The organism is Bradyrhizobium stylosanthis (assembly GCF_001641335.1).
GTDB classification, from domain to species: domain Bacteria; phylum Pseudomonadota; class Alphaproteobacteria; order Rhizobiales; family Xanthobacteraceae; genus Bradyrhizobium; species Bradyrhizobium stylosanthis.
The window spans coordinates 1,797,800-1,822,814 of record NZ_LVEM01000001.1; the positions used below are offsets into that span (position 1 = coordinate 1,797,800).

General features: G+C 65.7%; 24 protein-coding genes. 10 read left to right on the plus strand and 14 right to left on the minus strand.

The features are described from left to right. The first annotated feature begins 29 nt into the window (after positions 1 to 29). Positions 30 to 1,886, plus strand: a complete 1,857-nt coding sequence (locus tag A7X65_RS08730; RefSeq protein WP_063683908.1) for a tannase/feruloyl esterase family alpha/beta hydrolase — start codon at positions 30 to 32, stop codon at positions 1,884 to 1,886. Between the two features lie 208 nt (positions 1,887 to 2,094). Here A7X65_RS08730 and A7X65_RS08735 read toward each other — a convergent pair whose 3' ends face one another. From A7X65_RS08735 to A7X65_RS08745, 3 genes are all read right to left on the minus strand, one after another. Further along, the gene (locus tag A7X65_RS08735; protein WP_063683910.1) at positions 2,095 to 2,598 is read right to left on the minus strand and encodes an SMI1/KNR4 family protein; all 504 of its coding nucleotides are present in this window, start codon (positions 2,596 to 2,598) and stop codon (positions 2,095 to 2,097) included. Positions 2,599 to 2,742: 144 nt separating this feature from the next. Next, positions 2,743 to 3,000: a hypothetical protein gene (locus A7X65_RS08740; protein WP_063683912.1), complete on the minus strand. Its 258-nt coding sequence runs from the start codon at positions 2,998 to 3,000 to the stop codon at positions 2,743 to 2,745. A gap of 80 nt (positions 3,001 to 3,080) precedes the next feature. After that, a complete protein-coding gene (locus A7X65_RS08745) occupies positions 3,081 to 4,034 on the minus strand; it encodes a DUF2778 domain-containing protein (protein WP_063683913.1) in 954 nt (317 codons plus the stop codon). 190 nt (positions 4,035 to 4,224) lie between these two features. On the opposite strand from A7X65_RS08745, the gene A7X65_RS08750 reads away from it, so the two are divergent. Further along, on the plus strand, positions 4,225 to 4,662 hold the full coding sequence (locus A7X65_RS08750) for a DUF1810 domain-containing protein (protein WP_063683915.1): 438 nt from the start codon (positions 4,225 to 4,227) through the stop codon (positions 4,660 to 4,662). Positions 4,663 to 4,671: 9 nt separating this feature from the next. Here A7X65_RS08750 and A7X65_RS08755 read toward each other — a convergent pair whose 3' ends face one another. Both A7X65_RS08755 and A7X65_RS08760 read right to left on the minus strand, forming a co-directional pair. Continuing rightward, complete coding sequence (locus tag A7X65_RS08755; RefSeq protein WP_063683916.1) at positions 4,672 to 5,448, minus strand: crotonase/enoyl-CoA hydratase family protein; 777 nt, start codon at positions 5,446 to 5,448, stop codon at positions 4,672 to 4,674. Between the two features lie 35 nt (positions 5,449 to 5,483). After that, on the minus strand, positions 5,484 to 5,966 hold the full coding sequence (locus tag A7X65_RS08760) for a tautomerase family protein (RefSeq protein WP_063683918.1): 483 nt from the start codon (positions 5,964 to 5,966) through the stop codon (positions 5,484 to 5,486). Positions 5,967 to 6,068: 102 nt separating this feature from the next. Between A7X65_RS08760 and A7X65_RS08765 the strand changes: the two genes are divergently transcribed. From A7X65_RS08765 to A7X65_RS08775, 3 genes are all read left to right on the plus strand, one after another. Continuing rightward, the gene (locus A7X65_RS08765) at positions 6,069 to 6,680 is read left to right on the plus strand and encodes a TetR/AcrR family transcriptional regulator (protein WP_063683920.1); all 612 of its coding nucleotides are present in this window, start codon (positions 6,069 to 6,071) and stop codon (positions 6,678 to 6,680) included. Between the two features lie 15 nt (positions 6,681 to 6,695). Next, on the plus strand, positions 6,696 to 7,481 hold the full coding sequence (locus A7X65_RS08770) for a 2-keto-4-pentenoate hydratase (protein ID WP_063683922.1): 786 nt from the start codon (positions 6,696 to 6,698) through the stop codon (positions 7,479 to 7,481). Between the two features lie 116 nt (positions 7,482 to 7,597). Beyond that, complete coding sequence (locus A7X65_RS08775) at positions 7,598 to 9,679, plus strand: methyl-accepting chemotaxis protein (protein ID WP_063683923.1); 2,082 nt, start codon at positions 7,598 to 7,600, stop codon at positions 9,677 to 9,679. Between the two features lie 121 nt (positions 9,680 to 9,800). Here A7X65_RS08775 and A7X65_RS08780 read toward each other — a convergent pair whose 3' ends face one another. The 4 genes from A7X65_RS08780 to A7X65_RS08795 all read right to left on the minus strand — a co-directional run bounded on the left by A7X65_RS08780 (position 9,801) and on the right by A7X65_RS08795 (position 12,779). Next, complete coding sequence (locus A7X65_RS08780; protein WP_063683925.1) at positions 9,801 to 10,391, minus strand: NADPH-dependent FMN reductase; 591 nt, start codon at positions 10,389 to 10,391, stop codon at positions 9,801 to 9,803. Positions 10,392 to 10,441: 50 nt separating this feature from the next. Next, positions 10,442 to 11,389, minus strand: a complete 948-nt coding sequence (locus A7X65_RS08785; RefSeq protein ID WP_063683927.1) for an AraC family transcriptional regulator — start codon at positions 11,387 to 11,389, stop codon at positions 10,442 to 10,444. 358 nt (positions 11,390 to 11,747) lie between these two features. Continuing rightward, complete coding sequence (locus tag A7X65_RS08790; RefSeq protein ID WP_063683929.1) at positions 11,748 to 11,951, minus strand: hypothetical protein; 204 nt, start codon at positions 11,949 to 11,951, stop codon at positions 11,748 to 11,750. Between the two features lie 150 nt (positions 11,952 to 12,101). Further along, complete coding sequence (locus A7X65_RS08795) at positions 12,102 to 12,779, minus strand: nitroreductase (protein WP_063683930.1); 678 nt, start codon at positions 12,777 to 12,779, stop codon at positions 12,102 to 12,104. Positions 12,780 to 12,891: 112 nt separating this feature from the next. On the opposite strand from A7X65_RS08795, the gene A7X65_RS08800 reads away from it, so the two are divergent. After that, positions 12,892 to 13,854 (plus strand): alpha/beta hydrolase, encoded by a 963-nt coding sequence (locus A7X65_RS08800; RefSeq protein WP_063683932.1) that lies wholly within the window; start codon positions 12,892 to 12,894, stop codon positions 13,852 to 13,854. A gap of 7 nt (positions 13,855 to 13,861) precedes the next feature. On the opposite strand, the gene A7X65_RS08805 is transcribed toward A7X65_RS08800, so the two are convergent. Beyond that, complete coding sequence (locus tag A7X65_RS08805) at positions 13,862 to 14,320, minus strand: cupin domain-containing protein (RefSeq protein WP_063683933.1); 459 nt, start codon at positions 14,318 to 14,320, stop codon at positions 13,862 to 13,864. 246 nt (positions 14,321 to 14,566) lie between these two features. Here A7X65_RS08805 and A7X65_RS08810 point away from each other — a divergent pair, with 246 nt between their 5' ends. Beyond that, positions 14,567 to 14,815, plus strand: coding sequence for a hypothetical protein (locus A7X65_RS08810; protein WP_063683934.1), 249 nt, complete (start codon positions 14,567 to 14,569; stop codon positions 14,813 to 14,815). Between the two features lie 146 nt (positions 14,816 to 14,961). Here the strand turns inward: A7X65_RS08810 and A7X65_RS08815 are convergent, their stop codons facing one another. Beyond that, the gene (locus A7X65_RS08815) at positions 14,962 to 15,837 is read right to left on the minus strand and encodes an MBL fold metallo-hydrolase (protein WP_063683936.1); all 876 of its coding nucleotides are present in this window, start codon (positions 15,835 to 15,837) and stop codon (positions 14,962 to 14,964) included. 257 nt (positions 15,838 to 16,094) lie between these two features. Between A7X65_RS08815 and A7X65_RS08820 the strand changes: the two genes are divergently transcribed. Both A7X65_RS08820 and A7X65_RS08825 read left to right on the plus strand, forming a co-directional pair. Next, entirely contained in the window at positions 16,095 to 18,305 is a 2,211-nt protein-coding gene (locus A7X65_RS08820; RefSeq protein WP_156527705.1) for an alkaline phosphatase family protein, read from the plus strand. A gap of 155 nt (positions 18,306 to 18,460) precedes the next feature. Further along, positions 18,461 to 18,865: a hypothetical protein gene (locus A7X65_RS08825; protein ID WP_063683938.1), complete on the plus strand. Its 405-nt coding sequence runs from the start codon at positions 18,461 to 18,463 to the stop codon at positions 18,863 to 18,865. Positions 18,866 to 18,869: 4 nt separating this feature from the next. Here A7X65_RS08825 and A7X65_RS08830 read toward each other — a convergent pair whose 3' ends face one another. After that, complete coding sequence (locus A7X65_RS08830) at positions 18,870 to 20,492, minus strand: ABC-F family ATP-binding cassette domain-containing protein (RefSeq protein ID WP_063683939.1); 1,623 nt, start codon at positions 20,490 to 20,492, stop codon at positions 18,870 to 18,872. Between the two features lie 216 nt (positions 20,493 to 20,708). Continuing rightward, complete coding sequence (locus A7X65_RS08835) at positions 20,709 to 21,563, minus strand: arylamine N-acetyltransferase family protein (RefSeq protein ID WP_063683940.1); 855 nt, start codon at positions 21,561 to 21,563, stop codon at positions 20,709 to 20,711. 287 nt (positions 21,564 to 21,850) lie between these two features. Here A7X65_RS08835 and A7X65_RS08840 point away from each other — a divergent pair, with 287 nt between their 5' ends. Further along, a complete protein-coding gene (locus tag A7X65_RS08840) occupies positions 21,851 to 23,602 on the plus strand; it encodes a SulP family inorganic anion transporter (protein ID WP_063683941.1) in 1,752 nt (583 codons plus the stop codon). Positions 23,603 to 23,712: 110 nt separating this feature from the next. Here the strand turns inward: A7X65_RS08840 and A7X65_RS08845 are convergent, their stop codons facing one another. Then, positions 23,713 to 24,993 (minus strand): amidohydrolase family protein, encoded by a 1,281-nt coding sequence (locus A7X65_RS08845; RefSeq protein WP_063683942.1) that lies wholly within the window; start codon positions 24,991 to 24,993, stop codon positions 23,713 to 23,715. Between the last annotated feature and the right edge of the window lie 22 nt (positions 24,994 to 25,015).

The following is a 25,015-nucleotide window of genomic DNA, read 5'->3' on the forward strand; positions in this document are numbered from 1 at the left end:
CATGGTGGATGAAACTGGGAGGGACTGACATGAAACGCCTATTTCTCGCATCGACGATCATGGCCGGCTGTGCCGCTGTGGGCACGCAGGCCATCGCGCACGGATTTCCGCCGAGCGGGGTCGCGCCGCGCGCGTCCTGCACGGCCCTCACCGGCCTCACGCTGCCGAACACGCAGATCCTGAGCGCGACGCAGAAGTCGGGCTATTGCAACGTGATCGGCATCATCAACAAGCGCGTGTCGACGCAGGACCCCGATCATTTCACCTACGGCATCGGCTTCGCGCTCAACCTGCCCAACACCTGGCACGGCCGGTTCGAGATGATGGGCGGCGGCGGCACCGACGGCAGCCTCAATGCCGATCCGCAAGGCGCCGCCGGTGTCGAACTCGGCCAGGGCTGGGCCGTCGCGGCCAATGACGGCGGGCACGAGGACAACGCCAACAATGTTGTCGGCGGACATCAGGACGACGATGTCAATGCCGGCGGCTCCGCGCATTTCGCGATCGACGCGCAGGCGCGCAGGGACTACGGCTACAACGGCATCGAGAAGACCGCGACGATCTCCCAGAAGATCATCTCCTATTTCTACGGGCTCGACACGGTCTATTCCTACATCATGGGCTGCTCGAACGGCGGCCGCGACGCCATGATGGCCTCGCAGCGCTTCCCCTGGCTGTTCGACGGCGTCATCTCGCAAAATCCTGGTTTCAACCTGCCGCAGGCGGGCCTTGCGGAAGCCTGGAACGAGCAGGTGCTCGGCACGCTCTCGACCAGCACGGACGTCAACGGCCAGCCGTTCATTCCCGACACGTTTCCCGTGCAGGACCTCCAGGTGGCCTCGGCCGCGATCCTGAGCGCCTGCGATGCCCTCGACGGATTGGTCGACGGCATCATCGACAATTATCACGCCTGCACGGCGAAGAAGGTGTATCCGGCGCTCGCCAAGTACACATGCGGCACCGGCTCGCACGGCAACACGCCGCATGGCGGCACTTGCCTCACCACCGGGCAAGTGGACGCGCTCAAAAAGATCTATGCCGGCCCGGTCAACTCCAGGGGACAACGGCTCTATTCGAACTGGTTCTGGGACGCCGGCATCTGGACGCCGCCGACCGCGCCGGGCGCGGGCTGGCAACTCTGGAACGTCGTCACCGCGCCGGTGCCTGGGGTCAACACCGCGATCAACCTGACGCTCGGCGCGGGCGCTATCCCGATGATCTTCCAGACCCCGCCGGTCGTCACGCCCGTGAACGGGCCGAACGGCCAGGAAGCCTTCGTGTTCAAATTCAACTTCGACACCGACGCGCCGAAGATCTTCACGAAGACGGCCGCCTATCCCGAGAGCAGCATGGACTTCATGGCGGCGACCTCGACCGATCTGCGTCCGTTCAAGTCGCGCGGCGGCAAGCTGATCATCTCCTCCTCGGTCAATGACGGTATCTTCTCTGGCGCTGCGATCGCCCGCTGGTACCGCAACATGGACCGGCGCATGAGCGGACGCGCCGAGGATTTCGCGCGGCTGTTCATGGTGCCGAACATGGCCCATTGCGGCGGCGGCGCGGCCACCGCGAGCTTCGCCGGAAACGAGCTCAAGGCCCTCACCGACTGGGTCGAGAAAGGCATCGCGCCGGAGCGCATCGTCGCGGCCAACACCAATGCCACCTCGCCCTATCCGGCCGGCGGGCTGTTCGATCCGCGCATTGCCCAGAACTTCCCGGCCAGCGGCACGCGGCCGCTCTGCGTCTATCCGAAGATCGCGGCCTACAAGGGCAGCGGACTGACCAACGACGCCGGCAGTTTCGCCTGCATCGACCCCGGCTTCAGGCCGGGCGGCGACCACGACTTCCACGATGACGACGACGGGCGCGGCGACGACAGGCATTGAGGCGTCGTCTGTCCCTCTCGTGCCCCGGACGCAGCGCAGCGCCCTCTTCGGCGGTGCGCTGCAGAGCCGGGGCCCATGCTTCCACGTTGTACCGTGCTCGCTCTGGGTCCCGGCCCTGCGCGGCAGCGCAAGAGCGCTGCAGCGCGTCCGGGACACGAGATCGATCACGCGCGTGCGCTCATCTGTCCTTGCGAAATGTCCTAAGCCCTCACGCGTCGTCGGCCCGCGCGTACAGCCCGGCCATGAACTCGCCGAACGTCGGCGCCAGCGGCAGCACGTAGCCCCATTGGTCCGACATCGCCTGCGCGAGCGTCCAGCCCTCGTCGTAGCTGGCGACCTCGTGATCGATGAACCAGATCCTGCCGAAATGCGCCTCGTCGATCGTCATGCAGATCGGGTTGCCGCCATGATCGCTCATGATCCACAGCAACTCGTCGATCGTCGGCCATTGCGGCGTCTTGCGCGTGCGGACCAGCGAGCAGACGTCGCGCCGCAATCCCAGCACCTCCTGGACCGCGCCGGCCCAGTGCCCTTGCGGCCAGTTGAACCGGGCCCAGCCCTGGAAATAGCCGCCGGCGCAGGCCAGCAGGAACGAACGATACTCGTCCGGCAAGCGGCAGCCGATCGACTTCTCAAACGACTCAAGCGCCGCTGGCGTCGGCCGCTTGGTGCCGGCGCGATCGACGCCGGCAATGAATTCCGGGATATCCATGCGATCCTGTGTCCTTCGCGCGAAACGCGTCCAGGCTTGGTCGCAGCCCAGTAAGGACAGGTTCGGTGAGATGGCCGGAGCCCGGATGGAGCAAAGCGCAATGCCGGACGGACTATCGCGCAGTGAAAGCTACCAGAGCGCTGCTCAGAGCAGCTTCGCGCTCACGAACAGCGCGCGCACGGCGTTGGTTGCCTGCACTGCCAGCATGGCGTTTCCGGCCGCGCCCTCGAGGGCCGCAACCGCGTCCTCATGCAGCGAGCGGAATTCCATCCACTCCACCGATTTGAAATTGGTCAGGAATTGATAGGCCTGGCCGACGGTCGCAATCGCCAGCGTGTCTCCGTTCAGCTTGATCTTGAACGTCGTGCGCAGCGGGGTTTCGGAGTTTGCTGGATCACTCATGAGCTGCTTCTGGACGATGACGACTTAACGAAGGGGAAACGGCAGCCCCGCCGCAGCAGGCAAATGTCGAACATCGAATATCAGGAGTCGGTGCTGGCGCGCTGCGAGGCGGTCGCCGATCCGCTCAGGCTCGGCACCACGACCAGGCGGTTGAACTCGCCATTGTCGTAGGACTTCAGGAAGCGATCATAGTCCTTGATCGAGACGCAGCCGTTGGAATCGCCGCGCGGGCCGAGCATGTAATTGTGGGTGAGCAGGCCGACGCGGCCGAGAGCGCTGGTGCCGTCGGTCGGGGTCATGCGCAGCGCGCGGACGCCATGGAACGGCTTTTCGCGGGGCTTCAAATCGTAGGTCGCCGGCGGGGTCGCACCGACCATGCGCTGGTCCACATGCTGCGGGTCGTCCATCAGCGCGCCCATGCCCGAATGGGCTTCCAGCGCGATTCCGCTCGGCAGGTAGAGCGCCTTGGCCGAGATGTCGTAGACCGCGGTACGCGAATCATAGCCGAGCGCGGCGAGATCAGGCGCCTTGGCGAACAGGCCGTCACCGGGCGTCAGCGAGGCCAGCTTGATCTTGTCGGTGAATTTCTCGAAGAAGTTGCGGTTGTCGACCCTGGGATTGGTCTCGGCATAGGACTGGCTCGAGGCGATCTGGGCGGAGAAGTCGGCCTGGACCGGACGCGAGCGCGGCATCGGGACAGCGGCGTCGGCGCGCTGCGAGGGCTTCGCCTCCTCGGCCACATGGCGGTCGTCCTCGGTCAGGGTCGAGCGCCACTCGTCGCCCTGGAGCTTCTGGGCCAGCATCGCCTTGGCATCGCGCAGCTTGAGCTGGACCGCGTTCACGGCGGAGCGCTCCAGCGACCGCAGGCCGAGCTCGCGGGCGGGCGGGTTGGCCGACGCCGACGCGAAACGGTCCTCGAAGGACGGTGAATTGGCAGGCGGCAGCGCGGCGGTGACGAGCGGGGTCGAATCGCCGATATCGGCGACCCAGGCGGCAGCGCCGAGCGCCAGCGCGACGGCCGCCAAGGACAGCATTATCGTCTCCGCTCGCCCAATACGGCGGCGCGACAACAGCCTCTCGGCGCGTGCGCGGTCGGAAACCATCAGATCCCCAAATCGACCCCCGGGGGGCCCAACCCCCGCCCGGAGACTCTATACCAGCTACCACATTGGGAGCCAAAAGTTAGGCATAATCGCGGCCGGATAGGCGGCACCAAGGTATCCCATGACCGATCCTTTCGACCTAGATCGCTTCGTCCGGGCCCAAGACCCGGTTTTTCGCGACGTCCAGGGGGAGCTGGCAAGGGGCCGGAAGCAGAGCCACTGGATGTGGTTCGTTTTCCCGCAGATCGCCGGCCTCGGCTTCAGCACCATGTCGCAGCGCTATGCCATCGGCTCCCGCGCAGAGGCCGTGGCCTACCTCGCCCACCCCCTCCTCGGCCCGCGGCTGATCGAGTGCACGCGACTCGTGCTTGGGGTCGATGGCCGGACCATCAACGCGATCCTCGGCGCGCCCGACGACGCCAAGTTCCGCTCGTCGATGACGCTGTTCGGCGCCGTGTCCAATGAGCCCGTTTTCGATGAGGCGCTCGCCCGGTATTTCGCGAGCGAGCGTGACGCCGCGACGCTGGAGATCCTCGCAAGGCTCGATCGGCCGGCGTAGCGCCTGCGATCAGCGCCCCTGGAAGACGGCCGCGCGACGCTCGATGAAGGACTGGATGCCCTCCTTCGCGTCCGCGCTGCCCAGCACGCGATCGCGGATTTTCGGGATATGGGCGATCGCAGCCGCCTCGCCGGCTTCGACATATTTCGCTGCCGCTTCCTTCGTCACCTGGATGCCGAGCGGTGCGTTGCGCGCGATGATGGCGGCGAGCGCCATCGCCCGTTCGATCTGCTCACCCGCCGGCACGACCTCCTGCACGAGGCCGATCGCATGCGCGCGCGGCGCCGAGAACTCGTCGCACAGGAACAGATGATACATCGCATCGCCCCAGCCGGCGCGCGACAGGAAGCGGAAATGCGCACCGCCGAGCGGCGCGATCCCGCGCTTGGCTTCCATCTGGCAGAAGCGTGAATCGTCGGCCGCGATCACGATGTCGCCGGCGAGCATCAGCTCGATGCCGATGGTGAAGACGATGCCCTGCACCGCCGTGACAACGGGCTTTCGGCAACGCTTGTTCAGCCCGAACGGATCGACATTGCCCGCCTTGATGTTGCGCTTTTCCGCGGTGGGTCCGAAGAATTTCGGCATGTCGAGACCGGCGGTGAAATCCTTGCCTTCGGCGCAGATCACGCCGACGCGGTAGGCCTCGTTGTCGTGCAGCTCGGTGAGTGCATCGGACAATCGCTCCATCATCGCCGGGGTGAACGCGTTCTTCTTCGCGGCATTGTCGATGATGATCTTGAAGACGTGGCCGTGCACCTCGGTGCGGATCTGACCTTCGCTCATGTGTTTCTCTCCGGATTGTTGGTGTTGGCAGAACGTCAGGCCGGCGACTTGATCGCCGCGCGGATCGCATCGGTCCGCGCCGGCGTGAATACGCCGGAGTCCAGAAGCTGAAGGATCGAGAGCACCCCGCCGCGCGATCCCCAGCTTCCCTCATCGATGATCTCGAAATTGACCCACCAGGTCGGCGACGGCGCCGGCATGCAGCAGGCCTCCGCAAGCCGCGCCAGCACGTTGCGGATCACCTCCGCACGCAGCTGCGCGGGCCACGCCGCGTTCATCACCGCGATATTCACCGTGATGATGTCGCGTGGTGGATCCTGGTCGCACAGCAACCGGCCGCCGATCGCCATGCAGTCGGCCGGCAGGTCATGGAAGTGCACCTGAAAACCCATTCGCGCCGCCGGCGCGTGCTGGCCGACCTCCGGCTCGAGCACGGCGTCGGTCAGGCTTTCCGCGAGACGCCGGCGCTGCGGCAGGCCGAGCCGCCCGGCCGGCGCGGTCACGGTGATGATGGTCAAATCGGCCCTCCTCCGCGGATATGACGATCGTCATATTTCAGGACGACTTGCCTATGTCAAGCGTCATAGTCTAGATGGAGGCAACCAATCGTGGGACTTCCGATGACCGCCACCACACGCGACAAGATGATCGCCGGCGCTGCCGACCTGATGAGCCGCCGCGGCGTCAACGCCACCAGCATGCGCGACGTCGTCCGCCACACCGCGACGCCGCGCGGCTCGATCAGCCACCACTTCCCGGACGGCAAACCGCAATTGATCGCCGAAGCCGTGACCTTCGCCGGCCGGCAGGTGTCCATCCCCCTGGAGAGAGCCATGAACGAACGCGGCGTGATCGGCGGTCTCAAGGCTTTCGTCGCATCGTGGCGCCGCCAGTTGGCCGCAACCGGCTTCGAGGCCGGCTGCCCCGTGCTCGCCGTCGCCGTCGACCGCTATGTCGGCGAGCCCGGCGACAAGGACGACGCGGCTGCGCAGCAGCATTTGCTCGATCTCGCCGACGGCGTGTTCGCCGATTGGCGGCAGATCATGCACGCAGCCTTGTTGCGCGAAGGACTGGCTGCCGGCCGCGCCGAGCGGCTTGCAACGCTCGTCGTCGCCTCGATCGAGGGCACGGTCGCGATGTGCCGCGCCAGCCGCAGCGCCGATGCGCTCGATCAGGTTCAGGAGGAGCTCGAGACAATCCTGTCCGCCGCCCTCGCCCATACCGCCAAATAGATTGGATGCACGCCGATGGATCTGTCCCGACAGCGCGAACTCGCGCGCCATCTCGCCAGCCTGCGCCGCGAGAGCCGGCAGCAAAGCGGTCTTGATGCGCATCTTGTGCCGCCGGATGCCGACACCGCGTATCGCGTCGCGCAGATGGTGGAAGAGGAACTGGGTTGGGATGTCGTCGGCTGGAAGATCGCCGGCATGAAGCCTGGGCTGCAGCGCCAGCTCCGCACCTCCTCGCCGATCTACGGGCGGGTGTTCGCGCCGCTGATCGAGGTCTCGCCCGCGACTGTCGAGCACGCCAGGCAGTGCAGCCCGATTCCGGAGGTCGAGTATCAGGCACGGCTCGGCGCAGACCTGCCGCCACGCGCCCTGCCCTACACCGTCGAAGAGATCGGCGATGCCGTTGCCTCGCTGCACCCCGGCATCGAGCTTGCCGAATGCCGCTTCGTCCACGACGCGGCGTTTCCACCGATGGCGGCGATCCTGGCCGACGGCGCGGGATCGGGGACCATCGTCCTCGGCGAGGCGATCGCCGACTGGCGCAGCCGCGACATCGCGAATCAGGCGGTGGTGTTGAACTGCAACGGCGTGGAAAGGCGCCGCGGCAGCGCCGCCGAGGCCATCGATCACCCGCTGGTGCCGCTGACCTGGCTCGCCAACGAGCTGTCGCGGACCGGCATCGGTCTCAAGGCCGGGCAAACCATCAGCACGGGCACCCTGACCGGCATGCTGCGGCCGAAGGCCGGCGAAACCTACCTCGCCGATTTCGGTCCGTTCGGAACCGTAAGCGCGACCTACGCCTAGACGAATGGACGCATGCAGGCGGGGCATGCCGGGCGGCAGCGTAAACCCCCGATTAATACCGGCTGCCTATCGTTCGCGCAGAATAATTTTCTCCCGCGCCAATTGCCGGACAGATCATGAAAATCGGAACGCTGCTGACCACCGCCATCGTCTCGCTCTCGACCGTGGGCGGCGGCCTCGCCGTCTACGTCGCCGTGACGAAGTACCAGACCATGGAGCGGATCACCGAGGCGCAGGGCAGGCTCGCGATCGTCCGCGCCGTCAGCGACATCCCGCGCTATCTCAATCCCGAACGCGGCTTCTCCACCAACATCCTCTACGGGCCCGCAACCATCGACCCCACACTGATTGCCGAGCAGAACAAGCTGCGTGGGCAGACCGACGGTGCCCGCGACAAGATGAATGCGCTGCGCAAGGAGCTGCCCGGCCCGTTCGACGACGGCACCACCATCGGCAGCAACATCGACGGCATCAATGCGAAGTTCGCGGCGCTGCGCGAGGCCATCGACAAGGCCTTGTCCGGGCCGGCCGAGGCGCGCAAGGACGCAGCCAAGAAGATCGTTTCCGACAATGCCGTGCTCAACGGCGGCGTGACCGCCCTGCTCAACGAGCAGGTCCGCCGCATGGCGATCCTCAACGGCGATGCCTACCGGCAGGCCAGCTACGCCAACATCGCCATGACGCTGCGCGACGTCGGCGGCTTCAACTCCAGCCTCCACAAGAACCTCGTCGGCGGCAAGAAGCCGGCGACCGATACCGAGAAGGCCGACATCAGCCGCTCGCAGGGCCGCAACGACCAGATCGTGATGTCGCTGCAGGAATTGCGCGGCAATCCGGCAACTCCGGCGAATGTCGCCGCCGCGCTTGAGAAGTTCAACGCGATCTATGTCGAGGAGTTCGGCCGCGAGCTCAAGCTGGTCAAGGACGGCGCGGTCACCGGCAAGTACGAACACGACATGGACACCTACTACGCCTCGACGCAGCGTGGTCTCAGCACCATCATCGAGGTCCGTGACGCCTTCTACGACAATGCCGAGCAGATCCTCGCCGGCGCATCCTCCGCCGCGCGCACCAGCTTCACGATCGCGCTTGTCGGCCTCCTCGCCGTGCTGATCGCCAGCGCCGGCCTCATCGTCATGGTCCGCCGCCGTGTCTGCGCCCCGATCGTCGGCCTGACGAACCGGATGTCGCGGCTGGCCGACGGCGACCTCGCCGACGAGATTCCCGGCGCCGAACGCTCCGACGAGATCGGCGCGATGGCCGCGGCCGTCCAGGTCTTCAAGGACAACATGATCCGGGCCGACCGCCTTGCGGCGGAGAAGCAGGCCGAGAACGACGGCAAGATGCGCCGCGCACAGGCGCTCGACGAGCTCACCCGCGCCTTCGAGGCCAAGGTTACCGAACTGGTCGGCGGGCTGTCCCGCGCCTCCTCCACCATGGAAAGCACGGCGCAGTCGATGACCTCGACGGCGGCCCAGACCAACAGCCAGGCCGCGGTCGTCGCCGCCGCCTCGGAGCAGACCTCGACCAACGTGCAGACCGTCGCCAGCGCCACCGAGGAGCTGACCTCGTCGATCGCCGAGATCGGCCGTCAGGTCGCGCAGAGCACCGAGATCGCGGCCCGCGCAGTCGACAATGCCCGCCGCACCGGCGACACCGCGCGCGCCCTCGCCGATGGCGCGCAGAAGATCGGCGACGTCGTCACGCTGATCCAGAGCATCGCGGAGCAGACCAACCTCTTGGCGCTGAACGCAACCATCGAGGCCGCGCGCGCCGGCGATGCCGGCCGCGGCTTCGCCGTCGTCGCGTCCGAAGTGAAGTCGCTGGCCGGCCAGACCGCCAAGGCGACGACCGAGATCTCCGAGCAGATCACCGCGATTCAGTCGGCGAGCGACGAGACCGTGGCCGCGATCCGCAACGTCGCCGACGTCATCGCCGAGATCGACCAGATCGGCACCGCCATTGCGGCCGCGATCGAGGAGCAGGGTTCGGCGACGCGAGAGATCTCCCGCAGCGTCCAGGAAGCCGCCCGCGGCACCCAGGAGGTCAACAGCAACATCACCGGCGTGCAGCGCGCCGCCGACGACACCGGAGCCGCCGCGAGGGAGGTGCTGGGCGCAGCCGAGCAGCTCTCAACCCAGTCACGCGATCTCGCCGGACAGTTCGACCGGTTCCTCGGCGAGGTCAGGGCGGCGTAAGCGGAAATTCGTAGCCCGGATGAAGCGAAGCGAAATCCGGGAAAGTCTCACCGCGGATGCACCGCCCCGGATTGCGCTACGCTTCATCCGGGCTACGGGACTGTCCTTGCGGTAACGGATCTCAATACGGCGGCGCCTTCCGCGCCCGCTGCGCCTTCGCCGCCTCGATCCACCACAACAGATCATCCGCAAAGCGCGGGAACGCGCGCTCCAGCGCCTTGCCCCCCTCGCCGATCGGCTCACCCTCCGCAGACAAGGTCTGCGCGATCGGGCCGACGCCGATGGTGCTCGACACCACCACCATGCCCATCTCCGACAACGTGCCGTGCCAGGCGGTCGCCGCGCGTGCGCCCGAGAAGCGGCCGGCGGAATAGCTCACGATCGCGGCCGGGCGCCAGAACCATTCTTCGAGGAAATGGTCGGTCAGGTTCTTCAAGCCGGGCTGAATGCCCCAATTGTACTCGCCGGTGACGAAGATGAAACCGTCGGCGCCGCGGATCTGCTCCGCCAGCTTCTCGAGCGCCTCGGGCGCGGCGCCCTTGGGATGTTCCTTGTACATGCGATCGAGCATCGGCAGGCCGATCGCCTTGGCGTCGATGAACTCGACGTCCTCGCCGCGGCTGCGCAGGCGATTGATGACGAAATTCGCAAGGCGGATGCCCATGCGGTCGGAACGGTAGGAACCGTAGAGGACGAGGATGCGATTGCTCATGGCGGCAGGCTAGCACGAAAGCCGGCGGCGAATCCTGTCGATTTATCGCGTTAGCGCCCGCGGCCGCGGTCGAGCGTTTGCGACGGCGCCTCGCCGAACTGGTCCCGGTAGCTTCTGGAGAAGTCGCTGAGATGCCAGAAGCCGAAGGCGAGCGCGACCGCCTTGACGCTGTCGGCGCCGGCGAGCAGGCGCTGGCGCACCAGCCAGAGCCGGCGCAGCCGCAAATAGCGATGCAGGCTCATGCCGCGATAGCGGCGCACGACGTCGTGCAGGGTGCGCACGGACAGGCCGAGCTTGCGTGCGATCTCCTCGCTGTAGATCGGCTGCGAGAGATCCTCGGACAGCAGCGCGCGGATGTCCTGGAACACCCTGAACTGCCGCCCGTCGTTCGGCCGCCTGGTCCATCGCGCGGCGACCAGATTGGCAAAGACGTCGTCGACCGCGCCGAACAGCGACTCCTTCATCGCAGCGCCCTTCAACGGCACCTCGGCCGGCTCGATCGGCCCGGACGCGGCCGCTACCACCTCCCGAACCAACTTCCGCAGCCGGAGCAGTGCCGGCATGCTGGTCTCGAAGATCTTGAAGCTGGACTGCGTCTCGGGCCAGCCGCGGCCCTTCACTTCGGGGTGAAACACGATCGAGGCGATCTGCCGCTGGACCTCCTCGATGGTGTTGTAGGCCGCGCCGTTGCTGCCGATGACGATGACCGCGCGGTCGCGCTGGGCACCGTTGAAGCGGATGGGAACCTCGAGATCGTCCATCGCAAAGCCAACGGCCGTGCAATCGGCCACCAGTTGCGCGTCCACCACGCGCGGAAACGCACGCGTGACGTTCACGTCGCAGCCGGGCAGGCGCAGGATCACCTGCTCGGCCGCGATGCGTCGCACGAACGGCGTAAACTCGACGTTCAACCCGCGTATCGAACTGCGAAACTCGTCGACATCGGAGAAACGAAATATCTTTGGCGCCAACCCCGGCGCATCATCAATGTTGCTCATGACAAATAAAAAGCCGCGTCGCGAAATGACGCGTCCGGCAAATCTGCCGATCTCAATATCCCCCTTTCGGTAGCGCCTGGACCGAAAGAATCACCCTAGCCTGTTCGGGCCAGTTGGCGAGGGTCTGTTGCAAAGGACAAGCTGACGGTTCGCGTCCTGCCAAATTTCGATAGCGTTTCAAATGCGAACGACGGTGTGGTGATACCCGAGACGCCTCGCCCAGAATCCCGCGCCGGCGCTTCCAGAGAGTTCCACTGGGATCGCAGTCGCACAAGTCACGGCAGATGATGACTGCGAAGGCCCTGTCTTCGCCGGCGGGTCGACGATGTGGTCGCGCCCTCGACAGGAACGCGGCGGTCTAATGCGTCGCGCGGTATCTGGCGCGGCGCGGCATCGAGCGGCATGCCAGACCTTCGGCCAGCAGCTTCATGTCCTCGGGTCTGCCGCTTCGGATCAGCCGGCCGAACTCATCAGGTGTGAAAGGAAGATTGGGATCATCGTCGATCGGGCGCCGCGCTCGCGGGCCGAACAACCGTCGCACCAGGCTAGCCAGCCGCCGCATATCAATTCCCTCGCGCCAGCAACAAACCTTTCAGTCCGCATATTGTTCCTCCCGCACGTTGGAGATTGCAAGAGGCCGCCAGCCGGTCCGCACCAAAAATTTCGGGAATAGAATTTTCTCCTCCGCGCAGCGCCGATCGACTTACACGCGCTAATCGGCAAAGCCGACATAGCGCACGAAATCGTCGTTGTGCTCGCGATCCGAGCGCACCGCGTTCGCGGCGAAGTCGTCGTCGGGATAGCCCATCGCGACGCAGGTCATGATCACCTCGTCCTCCGGAATCTTCGCGACCTCGCGCACGATGTCGGAGCGCATGATGCCTTGGCCGTTGATGACGGAGCCGAGGCCACGGTCCCACGCCGCGAGCACGATGCCGTAGCAGAGCGCGCCGAGATCGAAATGACAGACCGCGCCAGGATCGAGCACGCGATCATAGGTCAACACCAGCGAGACCGGCGCGTCGAACTGGCGGAAGCCGCGCAGCACCCAGTCCTGCCGCATCGGCTTGTCGTCGCGCGCGATCCCCATCGCGCCGAACAGCTTCTTGGCGATGTCGACCTGCCGCGTGCGATGCACGCCCTGATACTCGCCGTGGCTGATGATGTCGCGCTTGACCTTGGCGCCGCCGATCATCTCCTCCATGTTGCGGCGGCGCACCTCTTCAAGAGGATGACCGGTGAGCACGTGGACATGCCAGGGCTGGGTGTTCATCGACGACGGCGCGCGCTTGGCGCTTTCGATGATCGCCTCGATCACCGTGCGCGGCACCGGCTTCTGCTTGAAGCCGCGCACGCTGCGGCGCGACTGGATCAGCGTTTCGAATTCCACCTGTTTGGCCTCCCTGCCCGTTTATTTCGTAGCATCGCACCACGGTTGCCGGTGCGGCGCGCAAAATCTATGCTAACCCGCAAGCAAGACCAAGAACCCTGGAGGACTGCCCATGGCCGCGCCGCTCGATCCCGTCATCGCCCAGATCATTCCGCTGATGCCGATGCGGGATACCACCACGATGACGCCACAGAGCGCCCGCGATTCCTTGCGCGCACTGGCTGCCTCTCGCGCGGCCATTCCCCCGCCGCCGGTCGATAGCGTGCAGGATATCAAGGTGAAAGGCGGTGCGGGCCCGCTCGATGCGCGCGTCTATCGGGTCGGCGCCACGCCCGCGCCGACCGTCGTGTTCTTCCATGGCGGCGGCTGGGTCGCGGGCGATCTCGAAACCCATGACAGGCAGGCGCGCAATCTCGCGATCGAGACAGGCGCGGTCGTCGTCTCCGTCGACTACCGCCGTCCGCCGGAGACGCGCTTTCCCGGCGCCTTCGAGGATGCCTTTGCGGCGGTGCGCGACATCTTTGGCCGTGTCGCGGAATTTGGCGGCGACGCAAAGCGCTTCGGCGTTGCCGGCGACAGCGCCGGCGGCAATCTCGCGGCAACGACGGCGCTCGCCTGCCGCGACGCCGGCATCAAGCTCGCCGCGCAGCTCCTGGTCTATCCCGTCACCGACGTCGTCGGCGGTTACGCCGATGCGGGCGAGAACGCGCGCTTTCCTTCACGCGCCGAGAATGCCGATGGCTACTTCCTGACCCGCGCCACGATGGAATGGTTTTGCGGCCACTACCTCGCCGACCCCGCTCACGCCGGCGACTGGCGTGCTTCGCCGCTGCGTGCGCCGTCGCTCGAAGGCCTTGCACCCGCGATCGTCACCACCGCCTGGTTCGATCCCCTCCGCGACGAGGGCGCCGCCTATGCGCGGGCGCTGGAGGCGGCCGGCGTGCGGGTCAAGCACCATGAAGGCCCCGGCCTGATCCACGGCTATTTCGGCATGGGCGACGCCTCGGACGTCGCGCGCGCCGAGGCGCAGCGCGCGCGGGCCGACTTCAAGGCACTGCTCATGCGAGGGGTGTAACGGCCAGCTAGGCGCCGGGCGCCCGCTGCGCGGCCGTGTGCCCCCAGGCCTCGTCCCAGTCCTGACCGGAGGCATCGACCACGCGGCCGTCGGCCTCGAAGAACTTGTTCGGCACCTGGAAGATCGCAAGGATCAGCGCGCCGTCGGGGCACCAGGCGGCGTGCCGGCTCCCCGCCTCGCGCCAGATGAATTCGCCGGCCTTGCAGGCGATGCCGCGGGCGGGCCCCTCCTTGTCGACGAGCGCACCTTCGATCACGTAGCTCTGCTCGATGCCGACATGCTCGTGGTCGGGCAGCACCGATCCCGGTGCGAAGCGCATCAGGGCCGTCATCAGGCCGGTGCTGCGATCGAACAGCAGGGTCTTGGCCTCGCAGCCGGGAAAGCGCGTCTTCTGCCATTCCATCGCCTGGGGTTGAACCAGATGGGAATGCTGGTCGGCGGCCTCAGGGTTCGTCACGGCGTCCATGGCAACGCTCCGTTCCTGCTGCAATGGGATCAGCCTAACAGGTTCGCATCGCACGGTCTGCGCGCAGTGCAGCAAGCGCCCGCGAATCCTGAAGCAGCCCGCGGGCTGCGTGCGCGTCAAGGTAAGACGCATTCAGCGCATGCGGGAAAATTTGCGCAGGCCGGGCCCGCCACGCTGCGATCCTGCTTGATTGCGCCACGATTTGCGGCTCCAATCCGCCCGCCATTTCTGGTTTAGGAGACACCCATGATGAAGCGGATTTTCCTGGCTGCGATCGTTGCCACCTTTGCAGCCGGCTCGGCCTTCGCAGAGGACACCTGCGAGAGCAAGGCGGTCGGCAAGGACGGCAAGCCGCTGGCCGGCGCCGCCAAGACCTCGTTCATGAAGAAGTGCAAGGCCGACGCCTGCGCGCCCAAGGCCGTCAGCGCGGACGGCAAGCCGCTCGCCGGTGCCGCCAAGAACAGCTTTATGAAGAAGTGCGAAGTCAGCGCGTAAGGCGCGGCAATTTCGTTGCCCCTTTGCCGAAGCATCGCTCCACGAATTCGTCATGCCCGGGCTTGTCCCGGGCATCCACGTTCTTCGTGGGCGTGTGACAAGATCGTGGATGGCCGGGACAAGCCCGGCCATGACGGCAGAGAACCTCACTCCCGCCTGAACCGATAATCGAACGCCGCACCAAGCGGCTTGATCACCCCTACCGTCGGCGCCGGAAAATGAACCGGCAGGATTAGCGTGTCCGTGTCCGCCACGGACGCAAAGAACTTTCGCCGTGAGGTCGCCGACTGCTTCGGATCCCAGTCCGGCTTTGCCGACCAGTCCGGCTCGCGGCACTGGATCTGGTGATGCATGAGGTCGCCGGCGACGACCGCGCGCTGCCCCTTCGAGACGATGTTCACGCAGCAATGGCAGGGCGAATGGCCCGGCGTCGGCGTCAGCGTCACGGTGTCGTCGAGCGCGTAATCGTCGTCGACCAGCAGCGCCTGCCCGGCTTCGACGACCGGCAGGCAATTGTCGCGAAACACGGTGCCGGGCGGGTTGCTGCCCTTGGCATGCTCGGCCTCCCAGGCCGCATACTCGCCCTTGTGGAAGACGTATTTCGCGTTCGGGAACGTCGGCACCCAGCGCCCGTCGCGCAAGATTGTGTTCCAGCCGGTGTGGTCGATGTGCAGATGGGTGCAGAACACGTAGTCGACCTGCTCGAAGCCGATGCCGAGCGCGAACAATTCGTTGCGCCAGCGCTCCTTGCCGGGGAAATCGAACGGCGGCGGGTGGCCCTTGTCCTCGCCGGTGCAGGTGTCGACCAGGATGGTGTAGCGCGGCGTGCGCACCACGAAGGTCTGGTAGGTGATCACCATCATGCCGCGCGCGGTATCGAACACCTCGGGCTCCATCGTCGGCAAATGGCGCTTGAAGACGCTGTCGTCATAAGCCGGGAAAAAATCTTGCGGCCGCCGCCACGGCCCCTCCCGCTCGATCACCGCATCGATGGTGATGTCGCCGATCCTGAGCTGCTTCACGCATCTCCTCCTGGTTTTTCTCAAGCGTAGCGAACGAGTTCGCACCGTTCAAGGCGCATGAGCGCGTGCATGCACTGGTGCGAGTTCCCAGCGCGAGCGCGACTGCTCGTCATTCGGACTCCGGCGACAGCATTCCACGGCTGCGCACATGCGTCGTTCAAGCGTCACACGCGCGTCGTCAGCCGCGCTCGATAATCTCCGTGTCATCTCGGGTTAAGCGCGCACAGATTGCGCAACAAAAATCATGGGGCATTCACGTGAAAAAGCTCTTCTCCCTGATCTCTTCGCTGTCACTCGCCGCAACGCTGACCGGTGTTGCAGCGACGGCATACGCCGATCAGGATGACAACGGCCGCGACCGCGGCTCCGACAATTTCCGCGATCGCGATGATCGGGGCCATCACCACGGCCGCAAATCGCCCGTCATCCTCATCTCGCTCGACGGCGCAAAGCCCGATTTCATCCAGCAATTCATCGACGAAGGCGTGCTACCGCGCGATGGCGGGCTGGCGCGGCTGAGCCGCCATGGCGCCGTGGCCTTGCAGAACATCACGGCCTCGCCGTCGCTCACCGCGGTCTCTCATATCGAGATCGCCACCGGCTCGACCTCCGTTCACAACGACATCCCCTCCAACACCTTCCAGGCGATCGTCGGCCCGATCACATCGAGCCTCAGCGGGTTTGCAGCGCCGATCGGCGGCTATCGCGAGAGCCCGCTTGGACCCTCGCCGCGGCCCTCGGCATTGCCGCTCTGGGTGCAGCTGCGCCAGCAGGGCAAGAAGGTCGTCACCGCGACATGGCCGGGCGGCGACGGCGCCGATATCTCGATCAACGGCACCGTGGTGCAGCCGGCGCAGCCGATCCGCGTCACCGACTACACGGTGCCGTTCGGCGCGTTCGGCGGGCTTAGCGCGCAGGGCTTCTCGTTCACGCAGTCCAATTTCATCCCCGATCCGGCGGTGGGCGCGGCGCTGCAGGCCGCGGGCCGCTTCTCGTTCAGCCCGGTGATGGCAACGCCCACGGCGATCGAGACGTTCTCATGCGCATCGGTGCCGACCGCGACCTGCACCAATGCGGCGACACAGGACGTCAAATACGCGATCCGCGTCGCGGCGCTCGACACCACCAACGACAACAAGGTCAATTACGACACCCTCGTCTTCTTCGACGCCACGCGCGGCATCGCGGCCGGCCCGTTCGCGCCGCCGTCGACTGGCCCCGCCTACGCGAAGATCGGCGGCGAGAATGCCCCGTTCTTCTTCGAGGGCAGCGGCGCCAAGGTCGGCGCGGCCTATTTCGTCTCGCAGCTCGCGCCCGACCTGTCGGTGGTGCACTTTGCCCGCTACGGCGCCAACTATATCCCGCGCAACACGCCGGTTCTTGCCGACGTCGACGACATCAACAACAGCGTCGGGTTCTGGCGCCCGCAGGCCGACTTCCGCATTCCGGAGCGGCTCAGCCCGGGTTTCACGGGCTTCCCCGACATCGAGATCGAGGCGATGTTCGAGGACATGGTCAAGACCTTCGTGCGCTACCAGGCCGATATCGGCGAGCGCGCCATCAAGAACAATCCCGATGCCGATCTCGTCATGATCTACATCGAGCAGCCGGACGGCTCCGAGCATCAGTTCCTGCTCACCGATCCCCGCCAGGGCACCAATCCCAGGGATCCGAACTCGATCGGCGCCGGCCAGGACGCCGCCAAGGTCGCCCGCTACAAATCCTACATCCGCTTCGCCTACCAGACCGCCGACAAGGCGGTGAAGCGGATTGCGGACGCGGCCGGGCCGGACAGCAATATCATCGTGGTGTCAGACCACGGCTTCGCGCCGTTCCACACCTCGGTCAGCATGACCAACATCCTGAAGAATGCCGGCATCGACACCAGCAAGGTGGCGATCCGCACCTCGGGCCCGGCGGTCAACATCTACGTCAATCTGCAGCAGCGCGAACAGGGCGGCACCGTCGATCCCGCCACCTACACCGCGCTGGTGACGCAGATCACCGATGCGGTGAAGAACGCGGTCGATCCCAACCCGAAATTCAACGGCTCGCTCGAGGGTAGCAGGCTCTTCACCGTGGTGGAGACCCGTCCGCTCCAGTGCGAGGCCGGGATCGGGCAATGCACCAGCAAGACCATCGGCCAGGATTTCGGCGATGTGTTCGCGCTGATGGCCCCGGGCTACAATTTCGACGGCATCCAGAACCCCGGCGTCGCACGCCTCGGCGACGCCCCGTTCAACGCCACGACCACCACGCTGTCGATGCCGAACTTCTACGGCGCCCACGGCCACGATCCGAAGCTGCCGGTGATGAGCGCGACCTTCATCGCCGCCGGCCCGCAGATCCGCAACAACACCACGATCCGCCGCATGCGCAATCTCGACGTCGCCCCGACCGTCATGCAGATCCTCGGCGTCAGGCCGCACCAGGTCGACGGCGAGGTGCTGCGCGAGATTTTGCGGTAGCGACCGAAGGCTCTGACGGATGGGCGCCAGTTTGGTGCCCATCCCGGCTCGTAAGCTTGTGGCTCAGGGCCGCTAACATCTTTGGGGATTGCGCCGCTTGGCAAATTCCATACGAAGGCTACCATGGCGCAACTCCTCGGAGAGATGCTGTGGTGATGACGGTCGAATTGGTAGCCCGGTTGATCGGCTCGCTACCGGCAAGCAAGGACACCGAGGCGGCTCTTGGTTTCCTGAAACAGCCCGACATCATCAGAATCGCTCCGTCGGGAAGCGAAGTCAGCTTCGGGCCGGCAGAAGCGTCCTTGCGAATTTGCCGAATTAGGCAGCAGGTCACCACGGAGGCCGGCGTTACCACATACGGCTTTCCCTCACTGTTATCCGCACTTGCGAAATTGCATCCCGCAGAGCTCGTGACCGCCGCGGCATTCACCACCGCTGACTGGTACGGCACCTTCTTGTTAGACAACACCGATCGGCTTGTGGGATTTGTGCTCGTGAAGCGCCGATCTCCCGAGGAAGAGCAGGAGCGCCTGGACTGGTTTCGGCGAAACCTGACGTAGCTGACTACGACCGCAACCCCGGCGCCTCCTGCCCGGTGCGGGCGACGTACTCCGTGTAGCCGCCGCCGTACTGGTGGATGCCTTCCGGCGTCAGCTCGAGCACGCGGTTCGACAGCGTCGCAAGGAAGTGGCGGTCATGCGAGACGAACAGCATGGTGCCCTCGAAATCCGACAGCGCCGTGATCAGCATTTCCTTGGTGGCGAGGTCGAGATGGTTGGTCGGCTCGTCCAGCACCAGAAAGTTCGGCGGATCGAACAGCATCTTGGCCATCACGAGCCGCGCCTTCTCGCCGCCCGACAGCACGCGGCAGCGCTTCTCGACGTCGTCGCCGGAGAAGCCGAAGCAGCCGGCGAGCGCGCGCAAGGACCCCTGCCCCGCGGTCGGAAACTGGTCCTCCAGCGACTGAAACACGGTGCGCTCGCCGTCGAGCAGGTCCATCGCGTGCTGGGCGAAATAGCCCATCTTGACGCTGCCCCCCAGGGCCACCGTGCCCTGGTCCGGCTCGCTCGCGCCGGCAATGAGCTTCAACAGCGTCGACTTGCCGGCGCCGTTGACGCCCATCACGCACCAGCGCTCCCGGCGGCGGATCATGAAGTCGAGGCCGTCATAGATCCGCTTGCTGCCATAGCCCTTGTGGACACCCTTGAGCGCGACGACGTCCTCGCCCGAGCGCGGTGCCGGCAGGAAGTCGAAGGCGACGCTCTGGCGGCGGCGCGGCGGCTCGACGCGCTCGATCTTGTCGAGCTTCTTGACCCGGCTCTGCACCTGCGCGGCGTGCGAGGCGCGCGCCTTGAAGCGCTCGATGAACTTGATCTCCTTGGCGAGCATGGCCTGCTGGCGCTCGAACTGCGCCTGCTGCTGCTTCTCGTTCTGCGCGCGCTGCTGCTCGTAGAACTCGTAGTCGCCGGTGTAGGTGGTGAGCGAGCCTGAATCGATCTCTATCACCTTGGAGATGACGCGGTTGATGAACTCGCGGTCATGCGAGGTCATCAGCAGCGTGCCTTCGTAATCGTGCAGGAACTTTTCCAGCCAGATCAGGCTTTCGAGGTCGAGATGGTTGCTCGGCTCGTCGAGCAGCATGACGTCGGGACGCATCAGGAGGATGCGGGCCAGCGCCACGCGCATCTTCCAGCCGCCGGAGAGCTTGCCGACGTCGCCGTCCATCATCTCCTGGCTGAAGCCGAGGCCGGACAGCGCCTCGCGCGCACGGCCGTCGAGCGCGTAGCCGTCCAGCTCCTCGAACCGGTGCTGCACCTCGCCGTAGCGGGCGATGATCTCGTCCATCTGGTCGGCCTTGTCGGGGTCGGCCATATCGGCCTCGAGCGCGCGCAGCTCGGCCGCGACCTCGCTGACGGGACCGGCGCCGTTCATCACCTCGGCCACGGCGCTGCGGCCAGACATCTCGCCGACGTCCTGGTTGAAATAGCCGATGGTGATGCCGCGATCGGTCGAGACCTGCCCCTCGTCGGGCAGCTCCTCGCCGGCGATCATCCGGAACAGGGTGGTTTTGCCGGCGCCGTTCGGCCCGACCAGGCCGATCTTCTCGCCCTTGTTGAGGGCGGCGGAGGCTTCGATGAACAGGATCTGGTGGCCGGCTTGCTTGCTGACGTTGTCGAGGCGGATCATGGGGTCATTTTGGGGGATTTTTGCGTTGCAGCGTCATAGGCCATGCGGGCCGCCAGGGGAAGCCCGGCGGGGTACGGACTGCCCCGCCAAGCGCAGATTCCTCCCGATTGGCCCGATGTTTACGCCCGTGCAGGGCTTCTGCGGGCCGGTGGCCGGCTCGCTGCCCATCCCCTGGAGCCTTGGCGACCCAATGCGAGCTGTTTCCCTGAAGGCAGCCTAGGCGAAGAAGGGATGCGGCGCGTCGCCGGTTCCCTTCGCCTTCATCACGGCGACGCACGCGTCGATCTCCTGATCGGACAGGTTGAGCCCGAATTCGCCGCGCAGCACGTCCCTGAATTCGTTCTCCGTCGCCAGCCGGCGTTTCTCCGCGTGTCCGTCCGCGTCGCGGACGGTGACACGCGCATTGTACATGGTGATCCGGCTTCTGTTCGGTCCCGGCTTCGCCACGATGATGTTGCCCTGATAGGGCGTATCCGGATGGGTCGCGGTGTACCAATTGGTGATCTCGTATTCGCCGTCGTAGCGGGGATATGGGATCACCCGGTAGATGTGCTGCCAGCCATGCCTGAGCCGTGCCTGGAGCGTCAGCTCGCCGCCGACATCGATGAAGCGCATGACCTCATGGGGCGTCTCCTGCTCGATCTCGGGCACGAGCATGAGCGCGGAGGTCGGCGCCAGATTGCCGAAGCCGACATCCGCAAGATAAGTGCCCTCCGGCAAGTCCACCTTCAGCAACATGTGGATCGCCGGGCGCGGTGCGTCGATCTCCAGTCCGCGGACGACCCGCCCCTGCAGGCTTGTGATGCTGTAGCCGAGCGAGCGAAGTCCGGCCCGGAACAGCATGTTCTGTTCGAAGCAGTATCCGCCACGCCTCCTCTCGATCATCTTCCGCTGAAGCGTCGGCACGTCGAGCCTGGGCGGCCGCCCGAGCATGATGTCGAGCGTCTCGTAGGCGATCGCATGCGCGTGCGCGAAGATCAGTTGGTTCAGCGTATCGAGCGTTGGCGTGAGCGGCCCGGCATAGCCAATGCGCGAGAGCCAGGCCTTCCGATCGAATTGCGTGTCGGACATCTCACCCGCTCCAGACGACCAGGGCCGACCATATTGCCATTCTCCCGCCCGGCGTCCAGCGCCCGCCGGGGTGCGCCCGACCGGCGTTTTGGGTGGCGACATCAGGCGTATTGATCTTGATCAAAGCTCTTCGATGATCATGGCGGAGCCTGTGGCGTCGGCTTGAATTTGGGCTGCTTGGCCCCGGCGCTGCGCGCGCAGCAAAACCGTGCAATGAAACATTGCGCACCTCAGGACGATTGACTGCAGATTGCCGGAAACGGCGCCGCGTGCGGGAGTGACGTTTGATGAAGCAATGGCTGCCCGGACTGGATACGCTTCGTCGCTATGAAGCCGCCTGGCTTCCGCACGACGTCTTCGCCGGCGTGGTGCTGGCGACGATGCTGGTGCCGGTTGGAATTGCCTATTCCGTCGCATCGGGATTGCCCGGCATCTATGGCCTGTACGCCACCATCGTGCCGCTGCTGGCTTACGCCTTGTTCGGCCCGAGCCGCATCCTCGTGCTCGGCCCGGATTCCGCGCTGGCGGGAATATTGCTCGGCGTCATCACGCCGCTGGCTGCCGGCGATCCCATGCGCGCCGTGACGCTCGCCGGCATGATGGCGATCGTCTCAGGGCTGGCTTGCATCCTGGCCGGTGTCGCGCGTCTCGGCTTTGTCACCGAGCTTCTGTCCAAGCCGATACGCTATGGCTACATGAACGGAATTGCGTTGACCGTGCTGATCAGCCAATTGCCAAAGCTCTTGGGTTTCTCCATCGAGGGCGAAGGACCGCTGCGAAGCCTGTGGGCGATCGCCAAGGCGATCCTTGACGGGCAGATCAATTGGGTCGCGTTCGCGATCGGCTTCGCGACGCTGGCCACGATCATCCTTCTCAAGAACACCAAACTGCCGGGCATCCTGATTGCCGTCGTTGCGGCGACCATCGTCGTCGGGATGCTCGGCCTCGGGACGGGATACGGCGTCAAGGTGTTGGGCCCGCTGCCGCAGGGGCTGCCGGGTTTCGCGGTCCCATGGATCACCCAAAGCGACATCATCCCGGTGCTGCTCGGCGGCTGCGCGATCGCAATGGTGTCGTTCGCCGATACGAGCGTGCTGTCACGCTCCTACGCCGCGCGACTGGGGATGCGGGTCGATCCCAACCAGGAGATGGTGGGGCTCGGCGCCGCCAATCTGGCGACCGGCTTTTTCCAGGGCTTTCCGATCAGCAGCAGCAGCTCCCGCACGCCCGTGGCCGAAGCCGCCGGCGCCCGCACCCAGCTCACGAGCGTCATCGGCGCGCTGGCCATCGCCCTGCTCCTGCTGGTTGCGCCAAGCCTGCTGGAGCATCTGCCCACCGCCGCATTGGCCGCCGTCGTCATTGCCTCGGCGATCGGCCTGTTCGAGGTTGCCGACCTCAAGCGGATCTATCGCATCCAGCGCTGGGAGTTCTGGCTCTCGATCGTCTGCTTCGTCGGTGTGGCAGTGCTCGGCGTCATTCCGGGGATCGGCCTTGCGATCGCGCTCGCGATCATCGAGTTCCTGTGGGACGGCTGGCGGCCGCACTCCGCGATCCTGGGGCGCGCCCAGGGCGTCAAGGGTTACCACGACATCACCCGATATCCGGCTGCGCGCCGCGTGCCGGGACTGGTCCTGTTCCGGTGGGATGCGCCGCTGTTCTTCGCCAACGCGGAATTCTTCCGGGAGCGTGTGTTGGATGCCATCTCGACATCGCCGACGCCCGTGCGCTGGCTGGTCGTCGCCGCCGAGCCGGTGACGAGCGTGGACGTCACCGCCTGCGATGTGGTCGCCGAACTCGACCAGACGCTGACCGCGCAGGGCATCGAGTTCTGCTTTGCCGAGCTCAAGGACCCCGTGAAGGACAAGCTGAAGCGATTTGGCCTGTTCGCGCAGCTTGGCGAACATTATTTTTTCCCGACCATCGGCGTGGCCGTCTCCCGCTATCTCGAGATCAACAACGTCGAGTGGAACGATTGGGAGGATCAAGCCGAGGACGGCATCGAACCGCTCGCGGGCCGAAATCTCAAGGCTGGCCCCTAGGCGGGATTTCAATCTCGCTTCCCGACATAAGCCGACGCGGCGTCGATGAGCCCAGGCTTGCGCCCTTCACGTCAAAATCCTGCACGATCGCCAAACCGCATGTCGCCTTGCTACCTCACCGCAAACGGCGCCTGATAAGGCCGGCCGAACGGCACGCCGTTGATGACCGTCTGGACCGGCTTGAGCTGGGCCTTTCCGTCTCGCTTGTTGTTGCGGGTGTCGAGGAAGCTGACCGGCCCCTCCACCAGCTCCATGATGGCGACGTCGCCGGGCGCACCGACCTGCAGCGTGCCGATCTTCGGCGCGCGACTGATGATCTTCGCCGGGGCTGTCGTGGCCATGGCCACCACCTGCTCCAGCGTGAAGCCGAGCACCATGAACTTGCTCATCACGTTGGGCAGGAACGGAATGCCGGGCGAATTGCCGGAGAAGACGTGGATGTCGGACGAAATGGTGTCCGGCGTGCATCCACCGGGAATCGCCACTTCCGCCACGGTGAAATCGAAGCTGCCGCCGCCATGACCGACATCGAACAGGACGCCGCGCTGCTTGGCCGCCAGGGCCGCGGGCAGCAGCTTGCCCTCCTGGACGATATTGGTGAAGACGTTGGACATGTTCGGGGCGCCCGAATAGGCATGCGTCAGCACGTCGCCCGGGCGGAGCAGATCGAGGATCTGCGACATCAGCTCCTTGGACTCGACGCCACCGATATGCACCATCATCTTCGCCGGCCAGCCGCACATCTCGCAGGCCTGGATGCCGCGCTTCAGCGGCTCGAGCCCGTGCTTGTAGATCACGTTCTCCGACATCCGCACCTTGACCCCGAGGAGGAAGTCCTGGTTCTCGGCGAGCGCCATCGCGCAGGCTTCGGTTTGCGCGGAGTCGATATTGTAGAGCTCGGCGACGGGGAATGCCGAAAGGCCGTTGTTGGCGATGTGGACAAAGGCGTACATCCGCGCCCGCGTCTGGGCCACGATGAAGCGGCGCAGCGCCGCCAGATTGTTGACGCCGGCATCGCCGGCCGACACGACGGTCGTCGTGCCCTGGAATTGCACCAGCTCGTCGGCGGGAATGCCGATGGCCGAGCCATAGGGATAGACGTGACAATGCAGATCGATGAGGCCGGGCATCACGAGCTTGCCCGACGCGTCGATGCTCTTCAGGGCGCGCTCGGCGGGGATCGTCTCCTGGACGGTTTCGATCACGCCCCAGCGGATGCCGATATCGCGTTTGGCGCGCAGCGACTGGCTGGGGTCGAGGACCTCTCCCCCGCGGATCACCAGATCGTACTTGTCATTCGGTCCCATCGCGGCGCGCGCCGGCGCGGCGAGGCTGATGGCTGCGGCTGATGTGGACAATGCAAGGAAATCGCGGCGTGACAACGCGGACATGATAACCCCCCTGTGCTTTTAT